18 protein-coding genes are annotated in these 21,621 nt (G+C 62.3%); 9 read left to right on the forward strand and 9 right to left on the reverse strand.

Features of this window, described 5'->3' with window-relative positions:
- Positions 1-10: 10 nt before the first annotated feature.
- Positions 11-2,614 (reverse strand): TRAP transporter permease, encoded by a 2,604-nt coding sequence (locus AC0L2R_RS08385; protein WP_473508429.1) that lies wholly within the window; start codon positions 2,612-2,614, stop codon positions 11-13.
- Between the two features lie 72 nt (positions 2,615-2,686).
- A complete protein-coding gene (locus AC0L2R_RS08390) occupies positions 2,687-3,670 on the reverse strand; it encodes a TAXI family TRAP transporter solute-binding subunit (RefSeq protein WP_473508430.1) in 984 nt (327 codons plus the stop codon).
- A 117-nt stretch (positions 3,671-3,787) separates the two neighbouring features.
- Between AC0L2R_RS08390 and AC0L2R_RS08395 the strand changes: the two genes are divergently transcribed.
- The gene (locus AC0L2R_RS08395) at positions 3,788-4,660 is read left to right on the forward strand and encodes a MurR/RpiR family transcriptional regulator (protein ID WP_473508431.1); all 873 of its coding nucleotides are present in this window, start codon (positions 3,788-3,790) and stop codon (positions 4,658-4,660) included.
- A gap of 12 nt (positions 4,661-4,672) precedes the next feature.
- Here the strand turns inward: AC0L2R_RS08395 and AC0L2R_RS08400 are convergent, their stop codons facing one another.
- The gene (locus AC0L2R_RS08400) at positions 4,673-5,995 is read right to left on the reverse strand and encodes an aspartate aminotransferase family protein (RefSeq protein WP_473508432.1); all 1,323 of its coding nucleotides are present in this window, start codon (positions 5,993-5,995) and stop codon (positions 4,673-4,675) included.
- Between the two features lie 94 nt (positions 5,996-6,089).
- Between AC0L2R_RS08400 and AC0L2R_RS08405 the strand changes: the two genes are divergently transcribed.
- Together AC0L2R_RS08405 and AC0L2R_RS08410 are read left to right on the forward strand one after the other, a co-directional pair.
- Entirely contained in the window at positions 6,090-6,947 is an 858-nt protein-coding gene (locus AC0L2R_RS08405; RefSeq protein WP_473508433.1) for a beta-keto acid cleavage family enzyme, read from the forward strand.
- A gap of 114 nt (positions 6,948-7,061) precedes the next feature.
- Complete coding sequence (locus tag AC0L2R_RS08410) at positions 7,062-7,337, forward strand: hypothetical protein (protein ID WP_287051813.1); 276 nt, start codon at positions 7,062-7,064, stop codon at positions 7,335-7,337.
- An 86-nt stretch (positions 7,338-7,423) separates the two neighbouring features.
- On the opposite strand, the gene AC0L2R_RS08415 is transcribed toward AC0L2R_RS08410, so the two are convergent.
- Positions 7,424-8,110 (reverse strand): N5-glutamine methyltransferase family protein, encoded by a 687-nt coding sequence (locus AC0L2R_RS08415; RefSeq protein ID WP_473508434.1) that lies wholly within the window; start codon positions 8,108-8,110, stop codon positions 7,424-7,426.
- Between the two features lie 371 nt (positions 8,111-8,481).
- Here AC0L2R_RS08415 and AC0L2R_RS08420 point away from each other — a divergent pair, with 371 nt between their 5' ends.
- A complete protein-coding gene (locus AC0L2R_RS08420; RefSeq protein ID WP_091593852.1) occupies positions 8,482-9,156 on the forward strand; it encodes a LuxR C-terminal-related transcriptional regulator in 675 nt (224 codons plus the stop codon).
- Positions 9,157-9,223: 67 nt separating this feature from the next.
- Here the strand turns inward: AC0L2R_RS08420 and AC0L2R_RS08425 are convergent, their stop codons facing one another.
- The gene (locus AC0L2R_RS08425; RefSeq protein WP_473508435.1) at positions 9,224-10,975 is read right to left on the reverse strand and encodes a PAS domain S-box protein; all 1,752 of its coding nucleotides are present in this window, start codon (positions 10,973-10,975) and stop codon (positions 9,224-9,226) included.
- Positions 10,976-11,221: 246 nt separating this feature from the next.
- On the opposite strand from AC0L2R_RS08425, the gene AC0L2R_RS08430 reads away from it, so the two are divergent.
- On the forward strand, positions 11,222-11,962 hold the full coding sequence (locus AC0L2R_RS08430; RefSeq protein WP_473508436.1) for a helix-turn-helix transcriptional regulator: 741 nt from the start codon (positions 11,222-11,224) through the stop codon (positions 11,960-11,962).
- A 124-nt stretch (positions 11,963-12,086) separates the two neighbouring features.
- Here the strand turns inward: AC0L2R_RS08430 and AC0L2R_RS08435 are convergent, their stop codons facing one another.
- Complete coding sequence (locus AC0L2R_RS08435) at positions 12,087-12,389, reverse strand: DUF982 domain-containing protein (protein ID WP_473508437.1); 303 nt, start codon at positions 12,387-12,389, stop codon at positions 12,087-12,089.
- 188 nt (positions 12,390-12,577) lie between these two features.
- Here AC0L2R_RS08435 and AC0L2R_RS08440 point away from each other — a divergent pair, with 188 nt between their 5' ends.
- From AC0L2R_RS08440 to otsB, 4 genes are all read left to right on the forward strand, one after another.
- Positions 12,578-13,639 (forward strand): glycosyltransferase family 4 protein, encoded by a 1,062-nt coding sequence (locus tag AC0L2R_RS08440; protein WP_473508438.1) that lies wholly within the window; start codon positions 12,578-12,580, stop codon positions 13,637-13,639.
- 41 nt (positions 13,640-13,680) lie between these two features.
- Positions 13,681-15,843 (forward strand): amylo-alpha-1,6-glucosidase, encoded by a 2,163-nt coding sequence (locus AC0L2R_RS08445; RefSeq protein ID WP_473508439.1) that lies wholly within the window; start codon positions 13,681-13,683, stop codon positions 15,841-15,843.
- A 152-nt stretch (positions 15,844-15,995) separates the two neighbouring features.
- The gene (locus tag AC0L2R_RS08450; protein WP_473508440.1) at positions 15,996-17,756 is read left to right on the forward strand and encodes an alpha,alpha-trehalose-phosphate synthase (UDP-forming); all 1,761 of its coding nucleotides are present in this window, start codon (positions 15,996-15,998) and stop codon (positions 17,754-17,756) included.
- Complete coding sequence (otsB, locus tag AC0L2R_RS08455; protein WP_473508441.1) at positions 17,753-18,514, forward strand: trehalose-phosphatase; 762 nt, start codon at positions 17,753-17,755, stop codon at positions 18,512-18,514. The genes AC0L2R_RS08450 and otsB overlap by 4 nt, the downstream gene beginning before the upstream one ends.
- Positions 18,515-18,583: 69 nt before the next feature.
- On the opposite strand, the gene AC0L2R_RS08460 is transcribed toward otsB, so the two are convergent.
- The 3 genes from AC0L2R_RS08460 to AC0L2R_RS08470 are packed head-to-tail and all read right to left on the reverse strand — an operon-like array spanning position 18,584 to position 21,525.
- Positions 18,584-19,255, reverse strand: coding sequence for an ABC transporter ATP-binding protein (locus AC0L2R_RS08460; RefSeq protein ID WP_473508442.1), 672 nt, complete (start codon positions 19,253-19,255; stop codon positions 18,584-18,586).
- Positions 19,252-20,493, reverse strand: coding sequence for an ABC transporter permease (locus tag AC0L2R_RS08465; RefSeq protein ID WP_473508443.1), 1,242 nt, complete (start codon positions 20,491-20,493; stop codon positions 19,252-19,254). The genes AC0L2R_RS08460 and AC0L2R_RS08465 overlap by 4 nt, the downstream gene beginning before the upstream one ends.
- 6 nt (positions 20,494-20,499) lie before the next feature.
- Positions 20,500-21,525 carry an efflux RND transporter periplasmic adaptor subunit gene (locus AC0L2R_RS08470; RefSeq protein ID WP_473508444.1) on the reverse strand — a complete coding sequence of 342 codons (1,026 nt, stop codon included), beginning with the start codon at positions 21,523-21,525 and terminating at the stop codon, positions 20,500-20,502.
- Positions 21,526-21,621: the final 96 nt, after the last annotated feature.

Genomic DNA, 21,621 nt, shown 5'->3' on the forward strand with positions numbered 1-21,621 from the left:
CGTTCCGGTTTCAGCGCGCCGGCCCGGTTTCCTTCCTGTCGGCCTGCTTGCGCGCCCGCGCAAACTGCAGCCCGGCGACGCCGGCGGTCGCAGCGAGCGCCAGGCCGATCGGAATGAGGCTCGAGGGCTGGTCGGCCTTTCTGAGCACCGCCACCACGTCATACCCGACATCCAGCCCGATGCGCTTGGCGTAGGATCCGAAATCGACATTGCTGATCATCAGCGCGTCGCCCGCTTGCGCGATGGTAAGGCCGATGCCGCGCAGCCGCTCCAGCGGCTCGCCCGGCTCGCCGAGCGGCACGTTGACCGTCTTGCGGACATCATCGCCCATGAGGTCGACGCCCTCGACGACGAAATTGATGCGGCCATCGGCCGGCGTCTGCGCCACCGCCGACAGGAACTCGCTCGCCGGCAACTCCTCGTAAGGCGGCGACACCTGGTTGAGCCACCAGTCCGGCCGAAACAGCGTGAAGCAGATGAGCAGCAGCGCCGCGCTTTCCCACAGGCGGCTTTTCGTCACGAACCAGTTCATCGTCGCCGCTGAAAACAGCAATATTGCGATCAGCGACACGGTTGCCACCCAGATCGTCTGGGGCCAGGTGTCGACTCCGATCAGCAGGATCGCCGGATTGAAGATGAAGACGAACGGCAGGATCGCCGTGCGCAGCGAATAGAGGGCGCCCTGGAAACCGGTGGCGATCGGATCCTCCTTGGAAATCGCCGCCGCCGCGAACGCGGCCAGCCCGACGGGCGGGGTGATGTCGGCCATGATGCCGAAGTAGAAGACGAACAGGTGGACCGCGATCAGCGGGATCGGCAGTCCGGCCTGGGCGCCGAGATCGACCACGACCGGGGCCATCAGCGTGGCGACCAGAATGTAGTTTGCGGTGGTCGGGATGCCCATGCCGAGCACAAGGCTGATCGCGGCGATCAGGATCAGCATCAGGATGACGTTGCCGCCGGAGATGAACTCGACGAGTTCCGTCATCATCAGGCCAAGACCGGTCAGCGTGATCGTGCCGACGACGATGCCGGCGGTGGCCGTGGCGATACCGATGCCGATCATGTTGCGGGCGCCGAGCGCCAATCCGTCGATCAGATCGTCCCAGGCAGCCCGCACCGAGGCGGCGAGATTTTCTTGACGGAACAGCGCCATCAGCGGCTTGCGGGTGGCGACAATAGCGAGGATTGAAACGGTCGCCCAGAACGCCGAGAGGCCGGGCGACATCTGCTCGACCATCAGGCACCACAGAAGCACCGCGATCGGGATGAGGAAATCGAGCCCGGTCCGCGTGACGTCCCAGGCGCGCGGCAGTTCCAGGATTGGGGCGTTCGGATCGTCGAGTGCGAGGTCCGGATAGCGCGAGGAATACCAGACCGAGGCCACGTAGAGAGCGACGCCGGCGAGCGCGAGCAGCGGCGGCGCGGCCCCACCGAAGACAGCCTGGATAGCAATGATGCCGTAATAGACGATACAGACGGCGAGAACGCTGCCCGACAGTCCCAGTCCCATCCGCAGCATCCGTTCTCTTGCCGGCGTCGGACGCTGCGGGATCGTCTTCAGGCCCGTCTTAATCGCTTCGAGATGAACCATGTAGAGCAGCGCGATATAGGAGAAGACCGCCGGCAGCAGCGCGTGCTTGACGATCTCCGCATAGGGAATGCCGACATATTCGACCATCAGGAAGGCGGCCGCGCCCATGACCGGCGGCATGATCTGGCCGTTGATCGAAGCTGAAGCCTCGATGGCGCCCGCCTTGACGCCGGAAAGGCCGGTGCGCTTCATCAGCGGGATGGTGAAGATGCCGCCTGAAACCACGTTGGAGACGGACGAGCCGGACACAACGCCGTTGAGGGCCGACGAGACCACCGCGACTTTCGCCGGGCCGCCGCGCAGATGGCCGAGCAGCGCAATGGAGATCTGCATCATCCAGTTGCCGGCGCCTGCCTTTTCCAGAAGCGTGCCGAACAGGACGAACAGAAAGACGAAGCTCGTGGACACGCCAAGGGCAATGCCGAAGACGCCTTCGGTTGTCAGCCATTGATGGTTGAGAAACTTGGTCAGCGACGCGCCGCGATGCTGAATCACGTCCGGCATATACTGGCCGGCAAAGGTGTAGAAGATGAAGGTACAGGCCACGACCACCATCGGCAGGCCGAGCGCACGGCGCGTCGCCTCGAGCAGCAACAGGATGCCAACGGTGCCGGTCACCAGATCGAGCGTGGTCGGCTGGCCCGGCCGTCCGGAAAGCACGACGTAAAAGAGAAAGAGGTAGGCGCCGGCAAATCCACCGACCACGGCCAGCACCCAGTCGAGCAGCGGCACGCGATCGCGGGGTGAGGATCTTAGCGCCGGATAGGCGAGGAAGGTCAAGAACAGCGCAAAGCCAAGATGGATGGCGCGCGCTTCCGTGTCATTGAGGATGCCGAAGCCGAACACGAACGGCAAAGGCGAAGCGTACCAGAGCTGGAAAAGCGACCACGCGACTGCAACCCACAGCAGGACTCGCCCGACCGTGCCAGCCGGATGCCGGCCACCAGTGTCGGCCTCCGCGACAAGTTGTTCGAGCTTTTCGAGATCGACGCCGGCCGGTTGTGCCTTCACTTCGCTCATGACGTCGTCTCCTGTTGCGGATGGCCCCGGCGGATCAGCTGGACCCGCCGGCCCGTCGTCAGGTCACGAAGCCTACTTCAACCAGCCCTTCTCCTTGAAGTATTTTTCAGCGCCCGGATGCAGCGGCGCGGAATTTCCTTCCGCCACCATCTTGGCGGGATCGAGATTGGCGAAGGCCGGATGCAGCGACTTGAACTCGTCGAAGTTCTCGAACACCGCCCTGGTCAATTGGTAGACGCTCTCATCGGGAACCTTGGCTGAAGTGACCAGCGTGGCGAGCACGCCGAAAGTCCCGGTATCGTCGGGATTGTTTGCGTAAAGACCGCCTGGGATGATCGCCTTGGCGTAGTACGGATTCTCGGCGACAAGCTTATCCACGACTTCTCCAGTTAACGGCACCAGCTTGGCGGCGCAGGTGGTCGTCGGATCCTGGATGTTCGCTGAAGGATGGCCGACGCCGTAGAAGAACCCGTCGATCTTGCCGTCGCAGAGCGCCGGCCCGTGCTCGTCAGCCTTCAGCTCCGATGCGAGCGAAAAGTCGGCCAGCGTCCAGCCCATCGCGCCGAGCAGACGCTCCATGGAAGCGCGCGTCCCGGAACCGGGATTGCCGACGTTGAAACGCTTGCCCTTGAAATCCTCGAACTTCGTCACGCCGGCATTGGGATGCGCCAGCACCGTGAACGGCTCCGGATGGATCGAGAAAACCGCGCGCAGATCGGTATGGGCGCCACCGTCCTTGAACGATTCCAGCCCCTTGTAGGCGTTATACTGCACGTCCGACTGGGCCATGCCGAAGTCGAGTTCGCCTTCCTTGATCGTGTTCACGTTGAATGCCGATCCGCCGGTCGATTCAACCGAGCAGCGGATGCCGTGTGTCTTGCGATCCTTGTTGAGCAACCGGCAGATAGCGCCGCCGGCGGCATAGTAGACGCCGGTGACGCCACCGGTCCCGATGGTAACGAAATTCTGCTGCGCCATTGCGCTGGCCGAAAACAGCAGCGCCGCCGACAAGGCGGCGATCTGCGCTCCGAGGCGTGCAGTCCGGGCATGTTTCATCTGGTTCTCCCTTGGTACTTTGCGTGCCGTCGCGGCCGTCCGGTGTTTTGGTGTCAAGGCACGTCGATGCATGCTACGATTGTTGCGCTTTATCAATCAAGGGAAATGCTTGTTACAATGGACAGTCGGGAGATGGGTTTCGACGCGCTTTTGGCGCGCATACTGACCGAACTCCCAAAATTGAGCTCGGAACTGCGCAAGGCGGCGCGTTTCCTGGTCGATCACCCCGACGAGGTGGCGCTGGTGTCCATGCGGGTGCTGGCTTCGAGATCAGAGGTGACACCGACGACCTTCGTGCGACTGGCGCGGCGACTGGGTTTTGGCGACTGGGCGGCGCTGCGCAAGCCGTTCGAAGACCGGCTGCGCTCCGGCAAGGCGCCTTTCGCGGCAAGGGCCGATGCGCTTGTCAGGCGCCGGTCGGAGGCGATCTTCGCCGAATCGCTGAGGACGACGGTGGCCAATCTGGCGACGGCCGAAGCCGTCAACGGCAGCGAAGAAATCGCAAGGGCCTGCGCGATACTGGAGAAGGCTCAGCGCATACGTGTCGCCGGGTTCCGAAGCTGCCGCGCGCCCGCCCACGCGCTTGTCTATCTCTGCCGGATGTTTCGGCGCGAGATCACGCTGCTCGGCGGCGACGGCGGTGCGATCGAGGCGGATCTGGCAGCGCTTGGAAGGAAGGAAGCGGTCGTCGCGATCGGCTTTTCGCCCTATTCGCGAGAACTCGGGCCCGTGGTGGAGGCTGCGCAACGACACGGCGTTCCGATTGTCGCGATCGTCGACAGCATGGCTGCTCCGATCGCGCGGCATGCGCAGGTTGTCTTGCGATTCTCTACCGACAGCCCGTCCTTCTTCCCGTCGGTAGCCGCAGCCATGGCTATCGTGGAAGCGCTGGCCGCAACGATGCTGGCTCGCAGCGGGCCGGCTGCCGCGGCTCGCGTCAGGGAGACGGAACTGGAGTTACAGGCGTTCGGGGCCTATCTGCCGGAATGAAGAGCGCTGGCGCTATGCCACTGCAGCGTCTATCGCGTCGCCGAGCCGTTCAACAACCGCGTCGATTGCCGCGGCGTCTATGATGAAGGGCGGCGCCAGCAACACATGATCGCCGCGCACGCCGTCGATCGTGCCCCCTGCGGGATAGACCAGCAGTCCGCGCGCCATCGCCTCGCGCTTGATCTTCGCATTGAGCTTCCGCTTCGGTTCGAAGGGCGCCTTGGTCGAGCGATCCTCGACCAGCTCTACACCCATGAAAAGGCCACGGCCGCGAATGTCGCCGACATGGGCATGGTTGCCGAACCGTTCGCCCAGTCGCCGCGAAAGATGCGCTCCCATCGCCCGGACATTGGCAAGCAGATCGTCGCGAGCGATCACCTCCTGGACGGCGAGCGCCGCCGCGCAGGCCATCGGATGGCACATATAGGTGTGGCCGTGCTGGAAGAAGCCGGAGCCTTCGGCGAAAGCGTCGAAGATGCGGCGCGAAAGCAGCACCGCACCGATGGGCTGGTAGCCGCCGCCGAGGCCTTTGGCGATCGTCATCAGGTCGGGCGCGACGCCGTCCTGCTCGCAGGCGTGCAGCGTGCCGGTGCGGCCCATGCCGCACATCACCTCATCGAGGATGAGGAGCACACCGTAGCGGTCGCAGATTTCGCGAACGCGCCTGAAATAGCCGGGAACCGCGGGCACAGCTCCTGCTGTCGCGCCGACCACAGGTTCCGCGACGAAGGCCATGACAGTGTCCGGACCGAGTTCGAGAATTTTATCCTCGAGCGCCTGGGCGGCGCGCAGTCCGTAGGCCGCCTCGCTCTCACCGGCTTTCTGGTAGCGGTAGGCATAGCATGGGTCGATGTGATGCGTGTCGATCAGCAAAGGGCGGAATTGGGCGCGGCGCCACTCATTGCCCCCGGCAGCGAGAGCGCCGAGCGTGTTGCCGTGATAGCTCTGGCGGCGGGCGATGACGTTTCGCCGTTCTGGCCTGCCGGTCTCGACGAAAAACTGCCGTGCCATCTTGAGCGCCGCCTCCACCGCTTCGGAGCCGCCGGACACGAAGTAGGCGTGGCTGATACCTTGTGGCGCGCCGGCGACGAGCTTGTCGGCTAATGTCTCGGCCGGCTCGTTGGTGAAGAAACTGGTGTGGGCATAGGCGAGCTTGTCGGCCTGCGCATGGAGCGCGGCTGTCACCTCGGGATGGCCGTGGCCGAGGCAGGAAACCGCCGCACCGCCTGACGCATCGATATAGGCGCGGCCATCGCGGTCGAACAGTTCGATGCCGTTGCCGCCCGCCGCGACGGGCAGGCTCGCATGGATCTGGCGGTGCAGGATGTGTGTCATGCCTTCCCCGATTGACGATGGCGCGATTTGCAGCGAACCTATCATGCAACATATGTTACACACTGCGCAATACTGAAACAATTGGACTGAGCTTATGACCGCCAACAGGGACGTGACCGGCTCCGGATTTATCGCACCGACGGCAATCGCCGTTGCGCCGAATGGTGGACGGCGTGGCAAGCAAGACCACCCTGCCCTGCCGATCGGCCCCTGGGAATTGGCCCGGACTGCCGCCGCCTGCCTCGAGGCCGGCGCCGCCATGATCCACACCCATGTCCGCGACCGCGACGGCGGCCATTTGCTCGACGCGCACGCTTATCGCGAGACGACGAAAGCGATACGTGATGCGGTGGGCGAGCGGCTGATCATCCAGATCACCAGCGAAGCGATCGGCCGCTACGAGCCGGCCGAGCAGATGGCGGTGGTGCGCGCTGCCCGCCCTGAGGCGGTTTCGCTGGCGCTGCGTGAACTGGTGCCGGACGCTGCCCATGAGACCGATTTCGCGCAGTTCCTGGCGTGGTTGAAAAGCGAGCGGATCGCCCCCCAAATCATCCTTTACGCGCCCGAAGAGGCGTCGGCCCTGGCCGCCATGCGGCAGCGAGGTCTGGTGCCTTTCGACGACATCCCGGTGCTCTATGTGCTCGGCCGCTACACGCCGGGACAGGTTTCGCGACCGGCCGATCTGCTGCCCTTCCTTGCGCAGGACCGCCCGCGCTTCGCGCACTGGATGGTCTGTGCCTTCGGTCGGCAGGAAACCGCTTGCGTTACGGCCGGTGCGCTGCTGGGCGGTCATGCCCGCGTCGGCTTCGAGAACAATTTTACCCTGGCCGACGGCACGACTGCCAAGGACAATGCCGCGCTCGTGACAGCGACCAAAGGCGCTCTGACTGGTTGCGGCGTCAGGATCGCACAAGCCAACGACCTGCGCGCCGCTTGGTCGATCCAGGGCTAACCCTCGGCCCACACGCCTCTTCGGTCCGTCACATTTGTCGAAAATCTCTTTGCTACGCTGCAACCGAACTTTTTGGCTGACGTTAAGGTTGCAGTGGGCGCTGGGGAGGCCTTTATGCAGACGTACCTCGTCGAACAAATGGAGGGCGATGACGTGATTACGGTGCGTGTCATCAACGCGCCGAGCCCGTTCAAAGCCGCCGCCATGTCGACAGATCGACATGTTACGCTGCGAAGGTGGGAAAAGGATTGGATCCGAGTAACCGACGAGAACCGGGGACACATCTTTGCATACAGCTTTGTCTCCGACGCAAACCCGGACAACAGCGGGCTTGCAATAGCACCGAATAAATCGAGAAAAGCCCAAAAAGCCGATCAGGGACGCGAGTAAGCGCCACCTTTTTTTTGCTTTTTGCTGGAGCGCGCCAGAAGCGTGAACACCGCGAATTGAGCCAGCCGTTGCGGCATGGCTGACGCTCACGGCGTGGTATGTCCCACAACCACCCTTCCCTCGCCGGCTTCGTTCGTGACCGCCCGGATCCCCTCGAAGGACCTGGAGCGCTCCAGCAGACGCATGACCTGCCGGTCCTGGCCGAGACCGACCTCGAAGAGCAGGATGCCTCCGCGCCGCAAGTAGCGCGGCGCGTCGTTGATCACCCGCATATGGATGCTCAGGCCGTAGGGGCCGGCTGCAAACGCTTCACGCGGCTCGAGCTCGGTCAGATGCGCGCGGTCGCCCTCGAGCCGCTTTTCCGAAATGTATGGCGGGTTGCAGACGATCACGTCGATCGTGCTGTCGAGCTCCAAGCCCGAGAAAGCACTGAACAAGTCACCCCTCAGCACCGACACGCGATCTGCCATGTTGTGATGGGCGACGTTGCGGCGCGCGACCTCGACGGATCCATCGGTGAGATCGCTCGCCCAGACCTGCGCGGCAGGAGCGTAATGCGCGATGGCGCAGGCCAGATTGCCGGCCCCGCAGCACATGTCGACAACCCGCGGCGCCGACAGGTTCATTTGCCGCAGAACATCAAGTGCTGTCGTGCCGAGCAACTCCGTCTCCGGCCGGGGAACGAGCGCACCGGGCGCGATGAGCAACTCCAGCCCCATGAAGATGGTGCGGCCTCTGCGGTAGGCTTCGGCGACACTGATCTCTTCGCTCACGACATCTCCCTCCCTGTCTTGCCGGTCGCAGTGCCGACAATTGAGTGGAAGTTAAATCACTAAGTTCCCGATCAGCAATCGAAAAACACGCCTCGCCATGGGCATTTGCGATCGCGAGTTATCGCATCGTCTCAAAGGCGTTGGCACATGGTCCTGGAGGATAGGAGCGCATGATTCGACGTGTCCAGCGGCTCCCGTTGACAGCGTTCAAAAAAAGAGGAGCCTTACCTGCCTTTTAGGATTATATTAGCAAGCTGGGCTTGCGGTGTTGGGGCACCGCTGGCGTTGACTGGATGGATTGACGAGTGATTGGCCACGACTCCAAAGGCCGGTGACCGTTCAATCCATGCAGGTTTCGTTGGGGTAGTTCAATGTATCGAATCGTCATCGCCGACGATCACGGCCTGTATCGTCGTGGCCTGCGCTTGGCTCTGAGCGCAGGCATTCCAGGTGTGGAGATATTTGAGGCGTCGTGTTTCGACGCCGCGCTCAGTCTGCTGGCCGAGCAGGAGTCCGTTGACCTTGCGATCCTGGATTTGAACATGCCGGGATTGTTCAATCAGGAAGTGCTCAGCGGCATTCTATCGGCTTATCCGGATACGCGATTTGCCATCGTTTCCGGAAACGATTCACGCTCGGAGATACTCACGGCTCTGTCGATCGGTCTCCACGGCTATATCGTAAAGTCGCAAAAAGACGAGGAGGTCGTCATGGCCGTCAACGAAATCCTCTCGGGCCGCATCTACGTCCCTGCACTTCTGTCGCGCCCCGGTGCTGCGCAAACAACTCACGTACCTGCTCCCGCCGAGCCTGTCCCGCAGCGACGTACCACCACCGGCAATCTTGGCAGGCTGACCTCGAGGCAAAAGGAGGTCCTCAAGCTGATGGCTGAAGGGTATTCGAACAAGGAAATCGCGCGCGATCTGGAGATCGCCGAAGCGACGACGAAAATCCATGCCGCTGCGGTTTTGCGTGAGCTTGGGGTGCGGAATCGGACGGAGGCTGCCGTTATGCTGAAGACATGGTTAACTAGGGATATCAATTAATTAGAGCGCTACGTTCTTTTGATACGCAAGGGGCGTTGTTAACGCTTCCGATCTTGGCCCGCTGGCGTCAAGGGCCGATTTCCTTGCGCGACAGCCGCAGCGAATAGCGCAGCCCGTGATCCGTCATTTCCAGCTTGGGGGAGTGACCGACAAGCGGCGCCCCATCCACTCCGATTATCATTGAACCGAAACCATGGCGGACAACTTTTGAAGGCGGCCGCCGCCGCCCTGATTCCACCCAATCGAACACGATGTCACCGCCCGCATCTTCCGATGCGAACGTCCAATTTACCTCGACCCGGCCCTTTGAATCGCCAAGCGCTCCATGTTTCAAGGAATTGGTCGCAAGCTCGTGAACAATCATCGCAAAGCTCTCGGCGGCGCCTCCCGACATCGTAACCGAGGGACCGCTGACAGATATTTCGCGTGTCCCCATATACGGTTGCAACTCCTGGGCAATGAGATCGTGAAGCAACCCCGACCCGCTGCTGTTGCCCGAAAGCAGCAGATGCGTTGCCTCGAGCGAACGAATCCTGTCGATCAGCGTCTCCTTGTACCTGGCGACATTGTTCTCGGGACCATTGACCATGTTCACCAGTGCCGTGATCACCGGGAACAGGTTGATGAACCTGTGGCGTTGCTCGAGCATGATGCGCTCCCGCTTCTTTGCCGCGGCACGCAGCAGCGTGGTTTGCCGTCGCTCGGTCAGGTCGGCGGCCACGCCGAGCCGCTGTAGACGATCATCGTATTTCTCTTCCCTTCCGCGCAGAGCAACCCAGCGGATATGTCCGTCCGGTCGTCGGACGCGAATCTCGACGTCGTAGTTCGTGACCGATGCGAGCTTTCTCGATACAGCCAGCTTTGGCCAGTCCGCCGGATGAATGACGGCCGACAGTTCCTCCAACCGGCGGCTGCCGGCGGGGGGCAGTCCGAGAATGTCCCAGAATGCGCCCGAACCGGTGACGATGCCGTCTTTAAGGTCGATCCGCCACGTGGCCAGGCGTCCAGCAGACAAAGCCAGATCCAGCCACTCCTTCTGAGCCCGAAGCGCTTCGTGCACGGCTCGTCGTCCCGAGATATCGTCGACCACAACGAAAATAGTCTCTGAGAGAACCCCGTCGGGCACGGACAAAGACAGCGTTAGCCGCGCCCAGAATGCCGAACCGTTCTTTCTTGACAGACGCACCTCCGAAGCGAACGAAGCAGAGTCTTTGCCCAGGCCAGCCAGCAATTGCGCCAAGGCATCACGGTCGTCCGGATGGACGAGTGTCTCCAGCTGCAATTGGGCAAGCTCCTCCTCCTCGTAGCCTGTCATCTCGCTGAGCCGTCTGTTGGATTGCAGCAGCTCACCTTTGTCGTTGATGTTGGCGAACCCCATGGCGGCGCGCTCGAAAGCCCAGCGATAGCGGCTTTCGGTTGCTTCGACGGCAGCGAGCCTGGCTTCGGCTACCTCCAGCAGCTCACGCACGTCCTGTCGCAGCCGATGGAATGTCATGGCAATCACGCCACCGGAAATCAGAAGCAGAATGGCGCGCGCCCAATCTTCGCCGGAGATCTGACCATACAGGGTGCTTCGTGTCCACAAGCCGGCAGCCACCATCAGGACCGTTGCCGCAAGCGCAGGACCACGGTCTTCAAGGTAGGAAATGATAATAATAGCTGGAATGAATTCCAGGAAACTCGACCCTTCTCCGATGTATGCTGACGCTTTTGTTTCAAATATCAGCGTAGCAGCCAGCACCGATGCGGAGGCAATGTGAGTTAGCAGTCTGCCCGTTGGGTTCAAATCCGACCTGCGCGACTGCCAGTTCATCGACATAGACTACTACCTTATGACTAGGCCATCGAGACTAGAGCAAAAAACGTACAACCTAGTCCGACTGCGGGATTGCCATACCACTATCACAGCGCGCATTTTATCAAACAGGGGCGAACAGAACTCATCAGAATATAACGAGTTTCAAGACAGTAGGGAGCGCATTTTTTGCGAGCCCTGCGCAAGAAGACTGTTCGTAAATCCCGGGCAAGTTACTACGGGCTGATGGACCTTTGGGGAGGTTGGAAAATGGCTATGATCGATAGATACAGTGATGCCGTTGTGGGCGACCGGTACATCACGACAGGAACCAAGTATAACCCTGACGCGCAGGTGACGCGCCCCTCCTATGCTTATCCTTCAGCTCGTGCATCAGATCGGCCGGAGACAGGGGGCGACGAACCAAGGAGACGCAGCCTGGAATCCGTCACCGGCATGCTTGATCGCCTTGGCTGTGGTTATCTCGTACTAGACCGCGACAGAAAAGTAATCGAATGGAACGCGGCCGCTCTAACCACGCTGGAGCGCCCCACACCGGAGCGCCCCACTCTGGAGCACAAAGGCGAAGCGGCTGATACAGCCAGTGCGCTTTCGGCAGCCCTAAGGCGGCTGGTCGCAAATGTTCCGGCGCCTTTCCTGCCGGGCTCCCTTTCCTGGGTGGTGATCCGCAGCACAGGTGACAGGCCGGTGGTACTGAAAGAGAACGGTCTTATCGCCCCCGACGGAACCAGCATCGTGGCATTGCTTGGCCGTGTGAACAGGTCGGGGCCAAATCCTCAGACACTGCAAAGGATGTTTGGCTTGACGAGCGCGGAAACGCATCTGGCTCTGCGTTTGGCTCAGGGCGATGCGCCTTTGGAGATCGCCCGCAGCTGGCGGCTCAGTCGCACCACGATCCGCTCACAGCTTGCCTCGCTGTTCGCCAAGACCGAAACGAGACGTCAGGCGGAACTGGTGGCTCTTCTGGGGCGCATTTCGGTCTTGCCATGATTTTGGGGTCGGCCTGGATCCAGGCGCCCGGGCTTCCTGCGCGCCGACGCAGATCGCCGGTGTCGCGGTGATGCTGCTCGCCAACTGGGCTGGTCGGCAAACTGGCACCTGAGAGCGCTGGCGTCTATCGCCGAGGCGTGTATGCGCTGTCCATCTTTTCGCCGCGTATCGGCAGCGCTATGTCGTCATCCAGGAGCCGGGTGATCCGGGCAAAGCCCACAAAAGCCTTTCTTGCTTCCTCGGCAGACATCTGACCTGCCAGTGCCGCAGCGGCGCAGTTCAGCGCGCATTGATACACCGGGCCGCGCCTACCTTTCGGCCAGTGGCGCAAAAACGTCATCGCTTCGCTGACATTGTCGATTTCTTCCACAGGTTCTCCGTGCCCGCGCGCAATTCGCACCGGCGTAAAGAATTCCAGGCGATTCATCTTTTCCTCCCGTCGATCGCGATGCGTTCGATCGAACCTAGTTAAATTCACGGCCAGCCAATTGGTTCCCGGCAAAAACGCCGGCTGGGTGAATCACCAGTCATCGCCCGACTTCTTGCCGTTGCGGAACGTTCGGGGGAGTGGTGCATTTCGACATCAGCGATGATCTTTCTGGGAAATGCCAGCCTATGAAAATAGCCCATGTGGCGCCGCTCCACGAATCCGTGCCGCCTCGGCTCTATGGAGGCACGGAGCGCATTGTCTCCTATCTGACTGAAGGGTTGGTGGAGCTCGGCCATGACGTAACTTTGTTCGCCAGTGGCGATACAAGGACCTCGGCAAAATTAGTGCCGTGTCGCGAGCGTGCGCTGCGTCTTGACCCAAGCCCGTTGAAATCCGAGACGGCCGCGCACCTTTCGATGCTTTCCGAGGTGAGGAAACGCGCTCAAGAATTTGACATCATTCACTTCCACCTCAGCCATTTCCTGCATTTTTCCTTCTTCGAGCACATCCATGAGCGGACGGTGACGACGCCGCATGGCAGGCTCGACTACGTCGATCTGGCACCGGCCTATAAGCGTTTTCCGCGCTTTCCGATGATCTCCGTGTCCGGCAGCCAAAGGACGGGGCTGGCCGACGCCAACTGGCTGGCGACGATCCACCACGGACTGCCGACCGAACTCTACAGGCCGGTTTTCGAGCCGAGCCCAGGGGAGCGCTACCTCGCCTTCCTTGGCCGGATGTCGCGCGACAAGCGTCCGGATCGTGCCATTGAGATCGCGCTGCGCTCGGGGCTGAAACTGAAGCTTGCAGCAAAGATCGGCGACGACGACCGGGCTTATTTCCGCAAAATGGTCGAGCCGCTGGTCGATGGTGATCGTGTCGACTATGTCGGCGAGATCGAGGAAGACAAGAAGGCGGAATTCCTCGGCAACGCGGCCGGCCTCGTATTCCCGATCGACTGGCCGGAGCCGTTCGGTCTTGCCGTCATAGAAGCGATGGCCTGCGGCACGCCGGTGATTGGCTGGAACTGCGGCGCCTTGCCGGAAATCGTCGATCAAGGCGTGACCGGTTTTATCGTGGATTCCATGCAAGGGGCGGTTGCCTCGGTGCCCGATTTGCTGCGGCTCGACAGGCGGAGGGTGCGAGCTGTCTTCGAAAGGCGGTTTTCTGCCAAAAGAATGACGCGCGACTATGTTTCCGTTTATGCGCGCCTGATCGGCGCCTCGGCCGAAGCAAGAGCGTCGTGAGCGGCATTACCTCAGGGGCGAAACGAGAGGATATGTAGAGAATGGCCCAACTCGACGAGCGTCAGCTTGATCCCGCGGTGGCACTTGCGTCCCTGGACGCCACCGCGCCTCGAGAGCCGCATCGGCTGTTCGCCCTCAAGCAAGGCGATTGCTTTGCCGTGTCCGACGCCTACGGCGATATCCGCGGCGCCGGCGACGGTTTCTTCCGTGACGACACGCGAGTGCTTTCCGAATTCCGGCTGACCGTCGGCGACCGGCAGACATCGCTGCTCGGTGCGTCGCTCAGCCAGGACAATGTGCTCTTCACCTCCAACCTGACCAATCTGCCGATGCAGAGCGTCCGCGGCCGGGACATTCCGCAGGGCGCGATCCATATCGAACGCGTCAGGCTGCTTTGGCAGGACCGGCTGTTTGAACGCGTCACCCTTTCCAACTATAGCCAGGAACACTCCACCATCCGCGTTTCGCTGCATTTTTCCGCCGATTTCCGCGACATGTTCGAAGTGCGCGGCTCGACAAGACTGAAGCGCGGCATGGCCCATGCGGCCAAGACGGATGCGACCTGCGTGCTGCTTCGCTACGACGGGTTGGACGGGCTGGCGCGGATGTCGGCGATATCGTTCTCGCAGGCGCCAGACCAGCTGACGGGCGACCGAGCGGACTTTCTGATTGCCGTGACGAGGCGCAGCAGCAAGGTGCTGTATGTCGAAGTCGGTCCCGAAATGGCGGAAACACCGAACCGCGACCGCTTCCGCGCCGCCGCGGCCCGGGCTCGCTTCGGCATGCGGGCCAAACGCCGCCATGGTGCTACGATGCACAGTTCCGGGCGCGTCTTCAACGATTGGGTCGAGCGCGCCCGCGCGGATGTGGCGCTGCTGACCACCGAGCTTACGACCGGACCCTACCCCTATGCGGGCATCCCCTGGTTTTCGACGGCGTTCGGCCGCGATGGCGTGATCTCCGCCTTGCAGATGCTGTGGCTCAACCCGGGCTTGGCGCGAGGCGTGCTGGCCTTCCTTGCCCAGCACCAGGCGACGGAGACATCGCCGTTCAGCGATTCGCAGCCGGGCAAGATCATGCATGAGACCCGCAAAGGCGAAATGGCGGCGCTGCGGGAACTCCCCTTCGGCCGCTACTATGGCGGTGTCGACACGACGCCACTCTACATCCATCTCGCCTGCGCCTATGCGGACCGTACCGGTGATATGGCGTTCGTCGACAGCCAGTGGCCGTCGCTCTGCGCTGCGGCTGAATGGATCGAGGAGGCGAGCCGGCCGACCGGCTTCGTCACCTATCAGCGTGCCGCCGAGACCGGCCTCGCCAACCAGGGATGGAAGGACAGCGGCGATTCCGTGTTCCATGCCGACGGCCGAATCCCGAAGGGACCGATCGCCCTGGTGGAGGTGCAAGGCTATGCCTTTGCGGCGTTCCGGGGATTGGCGGCGCTCGCCCGCCGCCGCGGCGAAATCGACAGGGCCGATCATTGGGAGAGCAGCGCCGAGGCCATGCGCGCCGCTGTCGAACGCCATTTCTGGCTGGACGATCTCGGCTTCTATGCCTTGGCGGTCGACGGCGCCGGCGAGCCCTGCAAGGTGCGGACGTCTAATGCCGGGCACCTTCTCTATGTCGGCCTCCCCGCGCCGGCACGGGCGCAGATGGTCGCCGACCAGCTGCTTTCGGCGTCCTTCCATTCCGGCTGGGGGCTGAGGACGCTCGCTGACGATGCTGTGTTCTTCAACCCGATGTCATACCACAACGGCTCGATCTGGCCGCATGACACCGCAATATGCGGCGCCGGTCTGGCACGCTTTGGCGAGCGCGAAAGCGTGATCCGGCTGATGAGCAGCACCTTCGAATCGGCTGTCCATTTCAACATGCGGCTGCCCGAACTGTTCTGCGGCTTTACCCGCGCGCCGGGCGAAGCGCCCATCGCCTATCCCGTCGCCTGCCTGCCGCAGGCGTGGTCGGCCGGTTCTGCCTTCATGCTGATGCAGGCCTGCCTCGGCCTCGAGATCGACGGCTGGGACGGCGAAATCCACGTCACGCGTCCCAGGCTGCCGATTGGTATCGACACGCTCACGCTGAGGCATCTTGGGGTTGGCACCAGGAAAGTGGATCTGACATTCCAGCGTGTCGGCGACAGGGTCGTCGCCTTTCTCGCCGAACGGCATGAGGGGTTGGTGCCGCTCGTCGTGCGGACCTAGCTTGGCTTTTCGCATGGAACCAACCGCGGGGCTGCAATTAGCGGAACCGATGGCCCGTCCGAGCGTTCCGACGCACGGCAGCTGATTGGCGGCCGCGAATTCGAAAAACAAATAAAATGGCCACCGACCGGCCGGAGAAGATCGTTGTTCCCATGTCAGACTTTGGCATAGAGGTACTCTGGGTTCTAATCATTGCAAGCCTTGGCCTTTCCGCTGTTGCCCTGGTGTTCTCGATATCCCGCTGGCGCCACATACCAGCGGCCGCATCCTCCGCAGGCGATGACTTGGCTTCGGAAGCGGCTCGCACCGTGCTGCGGGAGTTTGAAAAGAATGGCCACTCGGCCGATGCAGCGCTGATCACATGGTCGCCCGACACGTTGCGCAAGATCCTGGCCGACGATCTGCCGGAGACGCAGGTGGTCGTCGTATCCAACCGCGAGCCCTACATCCACAACACCAGGGATGACGGCATCGAGCTCCTGGTACCGGCCAGCGGGCTGGTTTCGGCACTTGAGCCTATCACCCGCGCCTGTGCCGGTACCTGGATTGCGTATGGCGGCGGAACAGCGGACCGTCTCACCGTCGACGAGAACGACCGGGTTGAGGTGCCGCCTGGCAATCCCTCCTACACGCTGCGCAGGGTCTGGCTGACCGAGGAAGAATACCAGGCCTATTATCTAGGCTTCGCCAATGAAGGTCTGTGGCCGCTTTGTCATATCGCCTTCACTCGCCCGATTTTTCGCGCCTCGGACTGGCAGGTCTATGAGGCGGTCAACCGGAAGTTCGCCGATACGGTGGTTGCCGAAGCGCGCAACGAGCGGCCGATCGTGCTGGTTCAGGACTACCATTTCGCGCTCTTGCCGCGCATGATCCGTGAGCGCCTGCCCGAGGCGATCATCATTACTTTCTGGCATATCCCATGGCCCAACTCGGAAGTGTACAGCATCTGTCCATGGCGTGAACGGATCCTGGAAGGCTTGCTGGGCAGCTCCATCATCGGCTTCCATACGCAGTTTCATGCCAATAATTTCACCGAGAGCGTCGATCGCTTCCTGGAAAGCCGGATAGAACGGGCGGACGCGGCGATCTCCTATGGCGGGCAAACGACGCTGGTCCACGCTTACCCCATCTCCATAGAATGGCCGGCCGAACTGCTGGCAAGATTGCCGGCTGTCGAGGAATGCCGTGCCCGTGTCCGCCAAAGATTCGGGCTGCCGGCGAACGTCAAACTGTGCGTCGGCGTCGAGCGCCTCGACTACACCAAAGGCATTCTCGATCGCTTTCACGCCTTGGACGAATTGTTCACGCGACATTCCGAATGGGTAGGCAGAGTGGTTTTCCTGCAGGTCGCGGCGCCCAGCCGGGGCTCATTGCCAGCCTACCAGCAGCTTCATGACGAATGCCTTCGCTATGCCGAAGAGCTCAACCAGCGCTATGGCGGAGAGAACTACAGTCCCGTCCTGATGCTCGCCGAACATCATTCGCAGGAGCAGGTCTACCAGATCTATCGCGCCGCCGACATATGCATGGTCACCAGCCTGCATGACGGCATGAACCTGGTGGCCAAGGAATTCGTCGCAGCACGCGACGACGAACAGGGCGTGCTGTTGCTCAGCACCTTTGCCGGCGCTTCGCGCGAACTGCTGGAGGCACTGATCGTCAACCCCTATGATGCGACCATGATGAGCGAGGCGCTGCTGCAGGCGTTGACCATGACGCCGGACGAGCAGCGCGAGCGGATGCGGCCCATGCGCGAGATGGTCCGCGACAACAACGTCTATCGCTGGGCCGGCAGCATGCTGCTGGACGCTGCGCGCCTTCGCAAGCGCGGGGTGACCGGCAACGGCGAGCGGCCATCCAACAGCAACAACGTCGTTTCCATCTTCGAGCGGGCACGAAAGGCGGCGTCGTGACGGACCTTCGACTGCCGCTGGCCCCCGACCTGCCGGAAGGGCAATGGGCGCTTTTTCTCGATATCGACGGCACCTTGCTGGAACATGCCGCTCATCCGGATGCCGTCTTCGTCGGTGATGAACTGCGTGAGCTTCTCGGAAAAATCGAGCGGAGGCTGGGCGGCGCCCTCGCCTTCATCACCGGGCGTTCGGTCTCTGCCGTGGACAGATTGTTTCATCCCCTGAAGCTGCGCGTTGCAGGGCTGTACGGACTCGAACATCGGTTGACGGCGGACGGTCAAGTCGAGCTTGCCGACGCTCCGGCGGATATCGCGGCTCTTGCCGACGAGATTGAGGCCGAACTGGGTGGAGGCAAGGTCTACGTCGAGCGCAAGGGACCGGTCCTGGCCATCCATACCCGCGCTGCGCCGCAACTGCTTGCCCGGGCAACGCAGCTTGTCGAACAGGCATTGACGCAACTTCCGCCCGGCTACCGCGTGATTGCGGGAAACGCTGGCGTTGAACTCATGCCGCTGGAAGCCGTCAAAGGAGCTGCCATCCGGCGTTTCATGGAAATCCAGCCCTTTGCCGGTCGGCGCCCCGTATTCCTTGGAGACGACACTTCGGACGAAAACGGTTTCGAGGCAATAAACGAAGCCAACGGCATCTCTATCCGCGTAAAACCGCGCGGGCCGACGGTTGCAAGCTATGGTCTCGACGACGTGACCGAGGCGATAGCCTGGCTCGCGGCCAATTTCGGCGCGGCGCGAGTGTCCTGATCGCGACCCCGGTGATCATTGGACAGGCTCGCGCCATGCCTGATCCGATGAACGCCGATTGGTTCCGGTTCAGCCGATCTTCCCGTCCACGATGTGAATGCGGCGATCCATGCGCGCCGCCATGTCGAGATCATGCGTAACTGCCACGACGGTCTTGCCACCCTCGCGTACCAGGTTCTCCAGGATTGCGAAGACCTGCTCGGAGCTCTTGCTGTCGAGGCTCCCCGTCGGCTCATCGGCGAGGATAAGCGGCGGGTCGTTGGCGAGCGAGCGTGCTACCGCGACGCGCTGACGCTGGCCGCCCGAGAGTTGGTCAGGCCGCTTGTCGAGATGTTCGCCGAGTCCCAGGGATGAGAGCAGCTCACCGGCCCGTTCGCGCATCTGAGGACGCGCCAGCCGGCCAAGCTTGCGCATTGGGATTTCGACATTTTCGCGCGCCGTGAACTCCGGCAGCAGAAAGTGGAACTGGAACACGAAGCCCAGCATCGAAAGCCTGGTCCGCGCGCGCTCCCTTTCATTCATCGGCTCGGCGTCGCGGCCGCCTATTGTCAACGTCCCGGCGGTCGGCCGGTCGAGCAGCCCGAGCAGATAGAGCAATGACGATTTTCCGGAGCCGGAGGGACCGGTGACGGCGACGAATTCCCTTTCGTTGATCGCCAGCGTGATGTCCTTGACCAGCGTGACGGGAACCGTCTCGGGCAACACGCGGGTCAGTTTCTTGGTCTCGATGAGTGCGCTCATGACGCGCCTCTGATGATCTCGACGGGGTTCAGGCGCGCCGCACGACGCGCCGGCAGGTAGCCGGCCACTGCCGCCGAGCCCAGCGCGAAAGCCGACGCGATGACGTAGTGCATCAAGCTCCAGGCGATCGGCAGGCGGGTCATCTCCTGGCCGGTCGCGGCGATCTCGAAACGCACCAGAGACAGCGCATAGGTCATGGAGACGCCGAGCAGCCCGCCGAGCACGGAGCCGGCAGCGCCGATCGCGACGCCTTCCAGCAGAAAGAGCCGGCGCATGTCGGATTCCGGGAAGCCAAGCGACTTCATGATGGCGATGTCGCGCGCCTTTTCGTGCGTGATGGTGGAGATGATGTTGTAGATGCCGAAGCCAGCGACTAGCATGATCGCGCCGACAACGGTGTACATGATGACGTTGCGTACGACGAGCGCTTCGAGGATCGATTCATTGGCCTCCTGCCACGCCACCGCCTTGTAGCCCAGTTCGGCCTCGGCACGCTGCGCCACCGCCGGAGCGCGGTCAGGATCGTCGAGCTTGATGCGGATCTCGTTGATGGCGTTCGGACGCGCCGAGAGGATCTGCGCGTTTTTCAGAAGCACATAGGCCTCGCCTTCGTCGCGCGCGGTGGTGCCGGTGTGGAACAGGCCGGCGATCTTGAAGTTGCGCGTCAGTCCCTCGGCGGAAACCGCCGTTATTGTGTCACCGAACCCGGCGCCGAGCCGGCTCGCCATCGTGTCGCCGATGAGCACGTTGTTGCCGCCCGCGGCAAGCGCCGAAAAGCTGCCTTCGACGAAGTTTCCGACAATCGGCGACACGCCGGACTCGCGCTCTGGTTCGATGCCAATGATCGCCGCGCCGACTTCGCGGCTGGAAAAGCGGATCACACCCTGCGTTTTGAGGCTTGCCGCGAACCGACCGGGAATCCAGCTCTCCAGCCAGGAGGTCGCGGCGGTCGGGTTGATGATGCCGCGTCGATCGTCACGTGGCCTGAGCCCGGAAATCGCCACTGTCGCAAAAGCATCCTCAGCCGGTTGACGGCGGGCTGTGCGCTGCTCGTCGGTGATGTCGACATGCGGCATCGTGTCGACGAGCTGCCTGACGAAATCGTCCTGCCCACCCTGCATCAGCGCCGCCATGGCAATGGAGAATCCGACACCGACCGCAACGCCGATCACGGCAACCAGCGTCTGGCGACCGCGGCCGGCAATGTGCGTGAGGGCGATGTCGAAGATGAGCGGCATCCTGCTTCATCGCTCCTGGGCGCCAGTGATGTTGGCGCGCGCGCCGTCGGTGAGGTCGGCGGGATAGGGCGAGACGACGCGAGCCTTCTCATCGAGCCCCGACAGAACCTCGATGCCATTGGTGCCGCGAATGCCGGTTCGGATTTCACGTCGCCAGGCCTTGTCGCCTTCGACGACGAACACCTTATTCCCGTCCACAGCAACGGGCGGGATCAACAGCGCATTTTTCGAAACGCGGATGACGATGTTCACGTCGGTCGACATGCCGATACGAAGCGGCGTATCGTCCGGCAGGCGGAACCGGACGCGATAGGTCTTCGTCACCGGATCGCCCTTGGGTGTGATGCTGTCGACCACGGCTTCCAGGTTCTGCTGGAGGAACGCGTCGGATTTAAGCAGCGCGCGCTGGCCGACCTCGACCCGGGGTATGTCCTCCTCGTTGACCTCGGCGACCACCAGGAGCGGCTTCGGCTCGCCGACCCAGAACAACACCGTGCCGAGTTCGGCGACCTCACCCACCTCGCCGTCCTGCCTAAGCACGACACCGGCGCTCGGCGCGCGTAACACGTAGGTGTCAAGTCGCGCTTTCTGTCCGGCGACCAGCGCTTCGATCTGGCCGAGCTCGCTCTGCGCACGATCGAGAGCCTGCTGGCTCGCCGCACGCCTTTCGGCAAGCACCGTCAGCCGCCGGAGCTCTTCCTGGGCAAGCGCTTGACGCGCTTCGAGTTCGCCAAGCACGGCCCGGGCCTCGCTGTCGTCGAGCGTGGCGAGCACGTCGCCTTGTGCAACCCTCGACCCCTCGCAATTGCATTGCTCGACGATCCTTTCGCGAACCACCGGAGTTACCTTGGCCCAGGTTCGCGGCTCGACGGAGCCACTCGCGTAAACGATTTCCGCCGCGTCGCCGCGTTGTGGCGTCACCAGCGAAACCTTGGCCGGTTGCCAAAGATACCAAGCGCCGAAAGCAGCCGCGGCCGCGACAACAACGATGCCGACAGTCCAGCGTATCCGTCGCAAGGGACTCTCCTTCATGATCGAATCCGAATGTCCTGCGGTGACAGATAATAGCACTAGACCGACCGTCGGTCTATAAAAGTTGCATAAAGCTCCGGTTCGTGCTCCTCTTGC

Source organism: Mesorhizobium sp. WSM4820 (assembly GCF_055811075.1).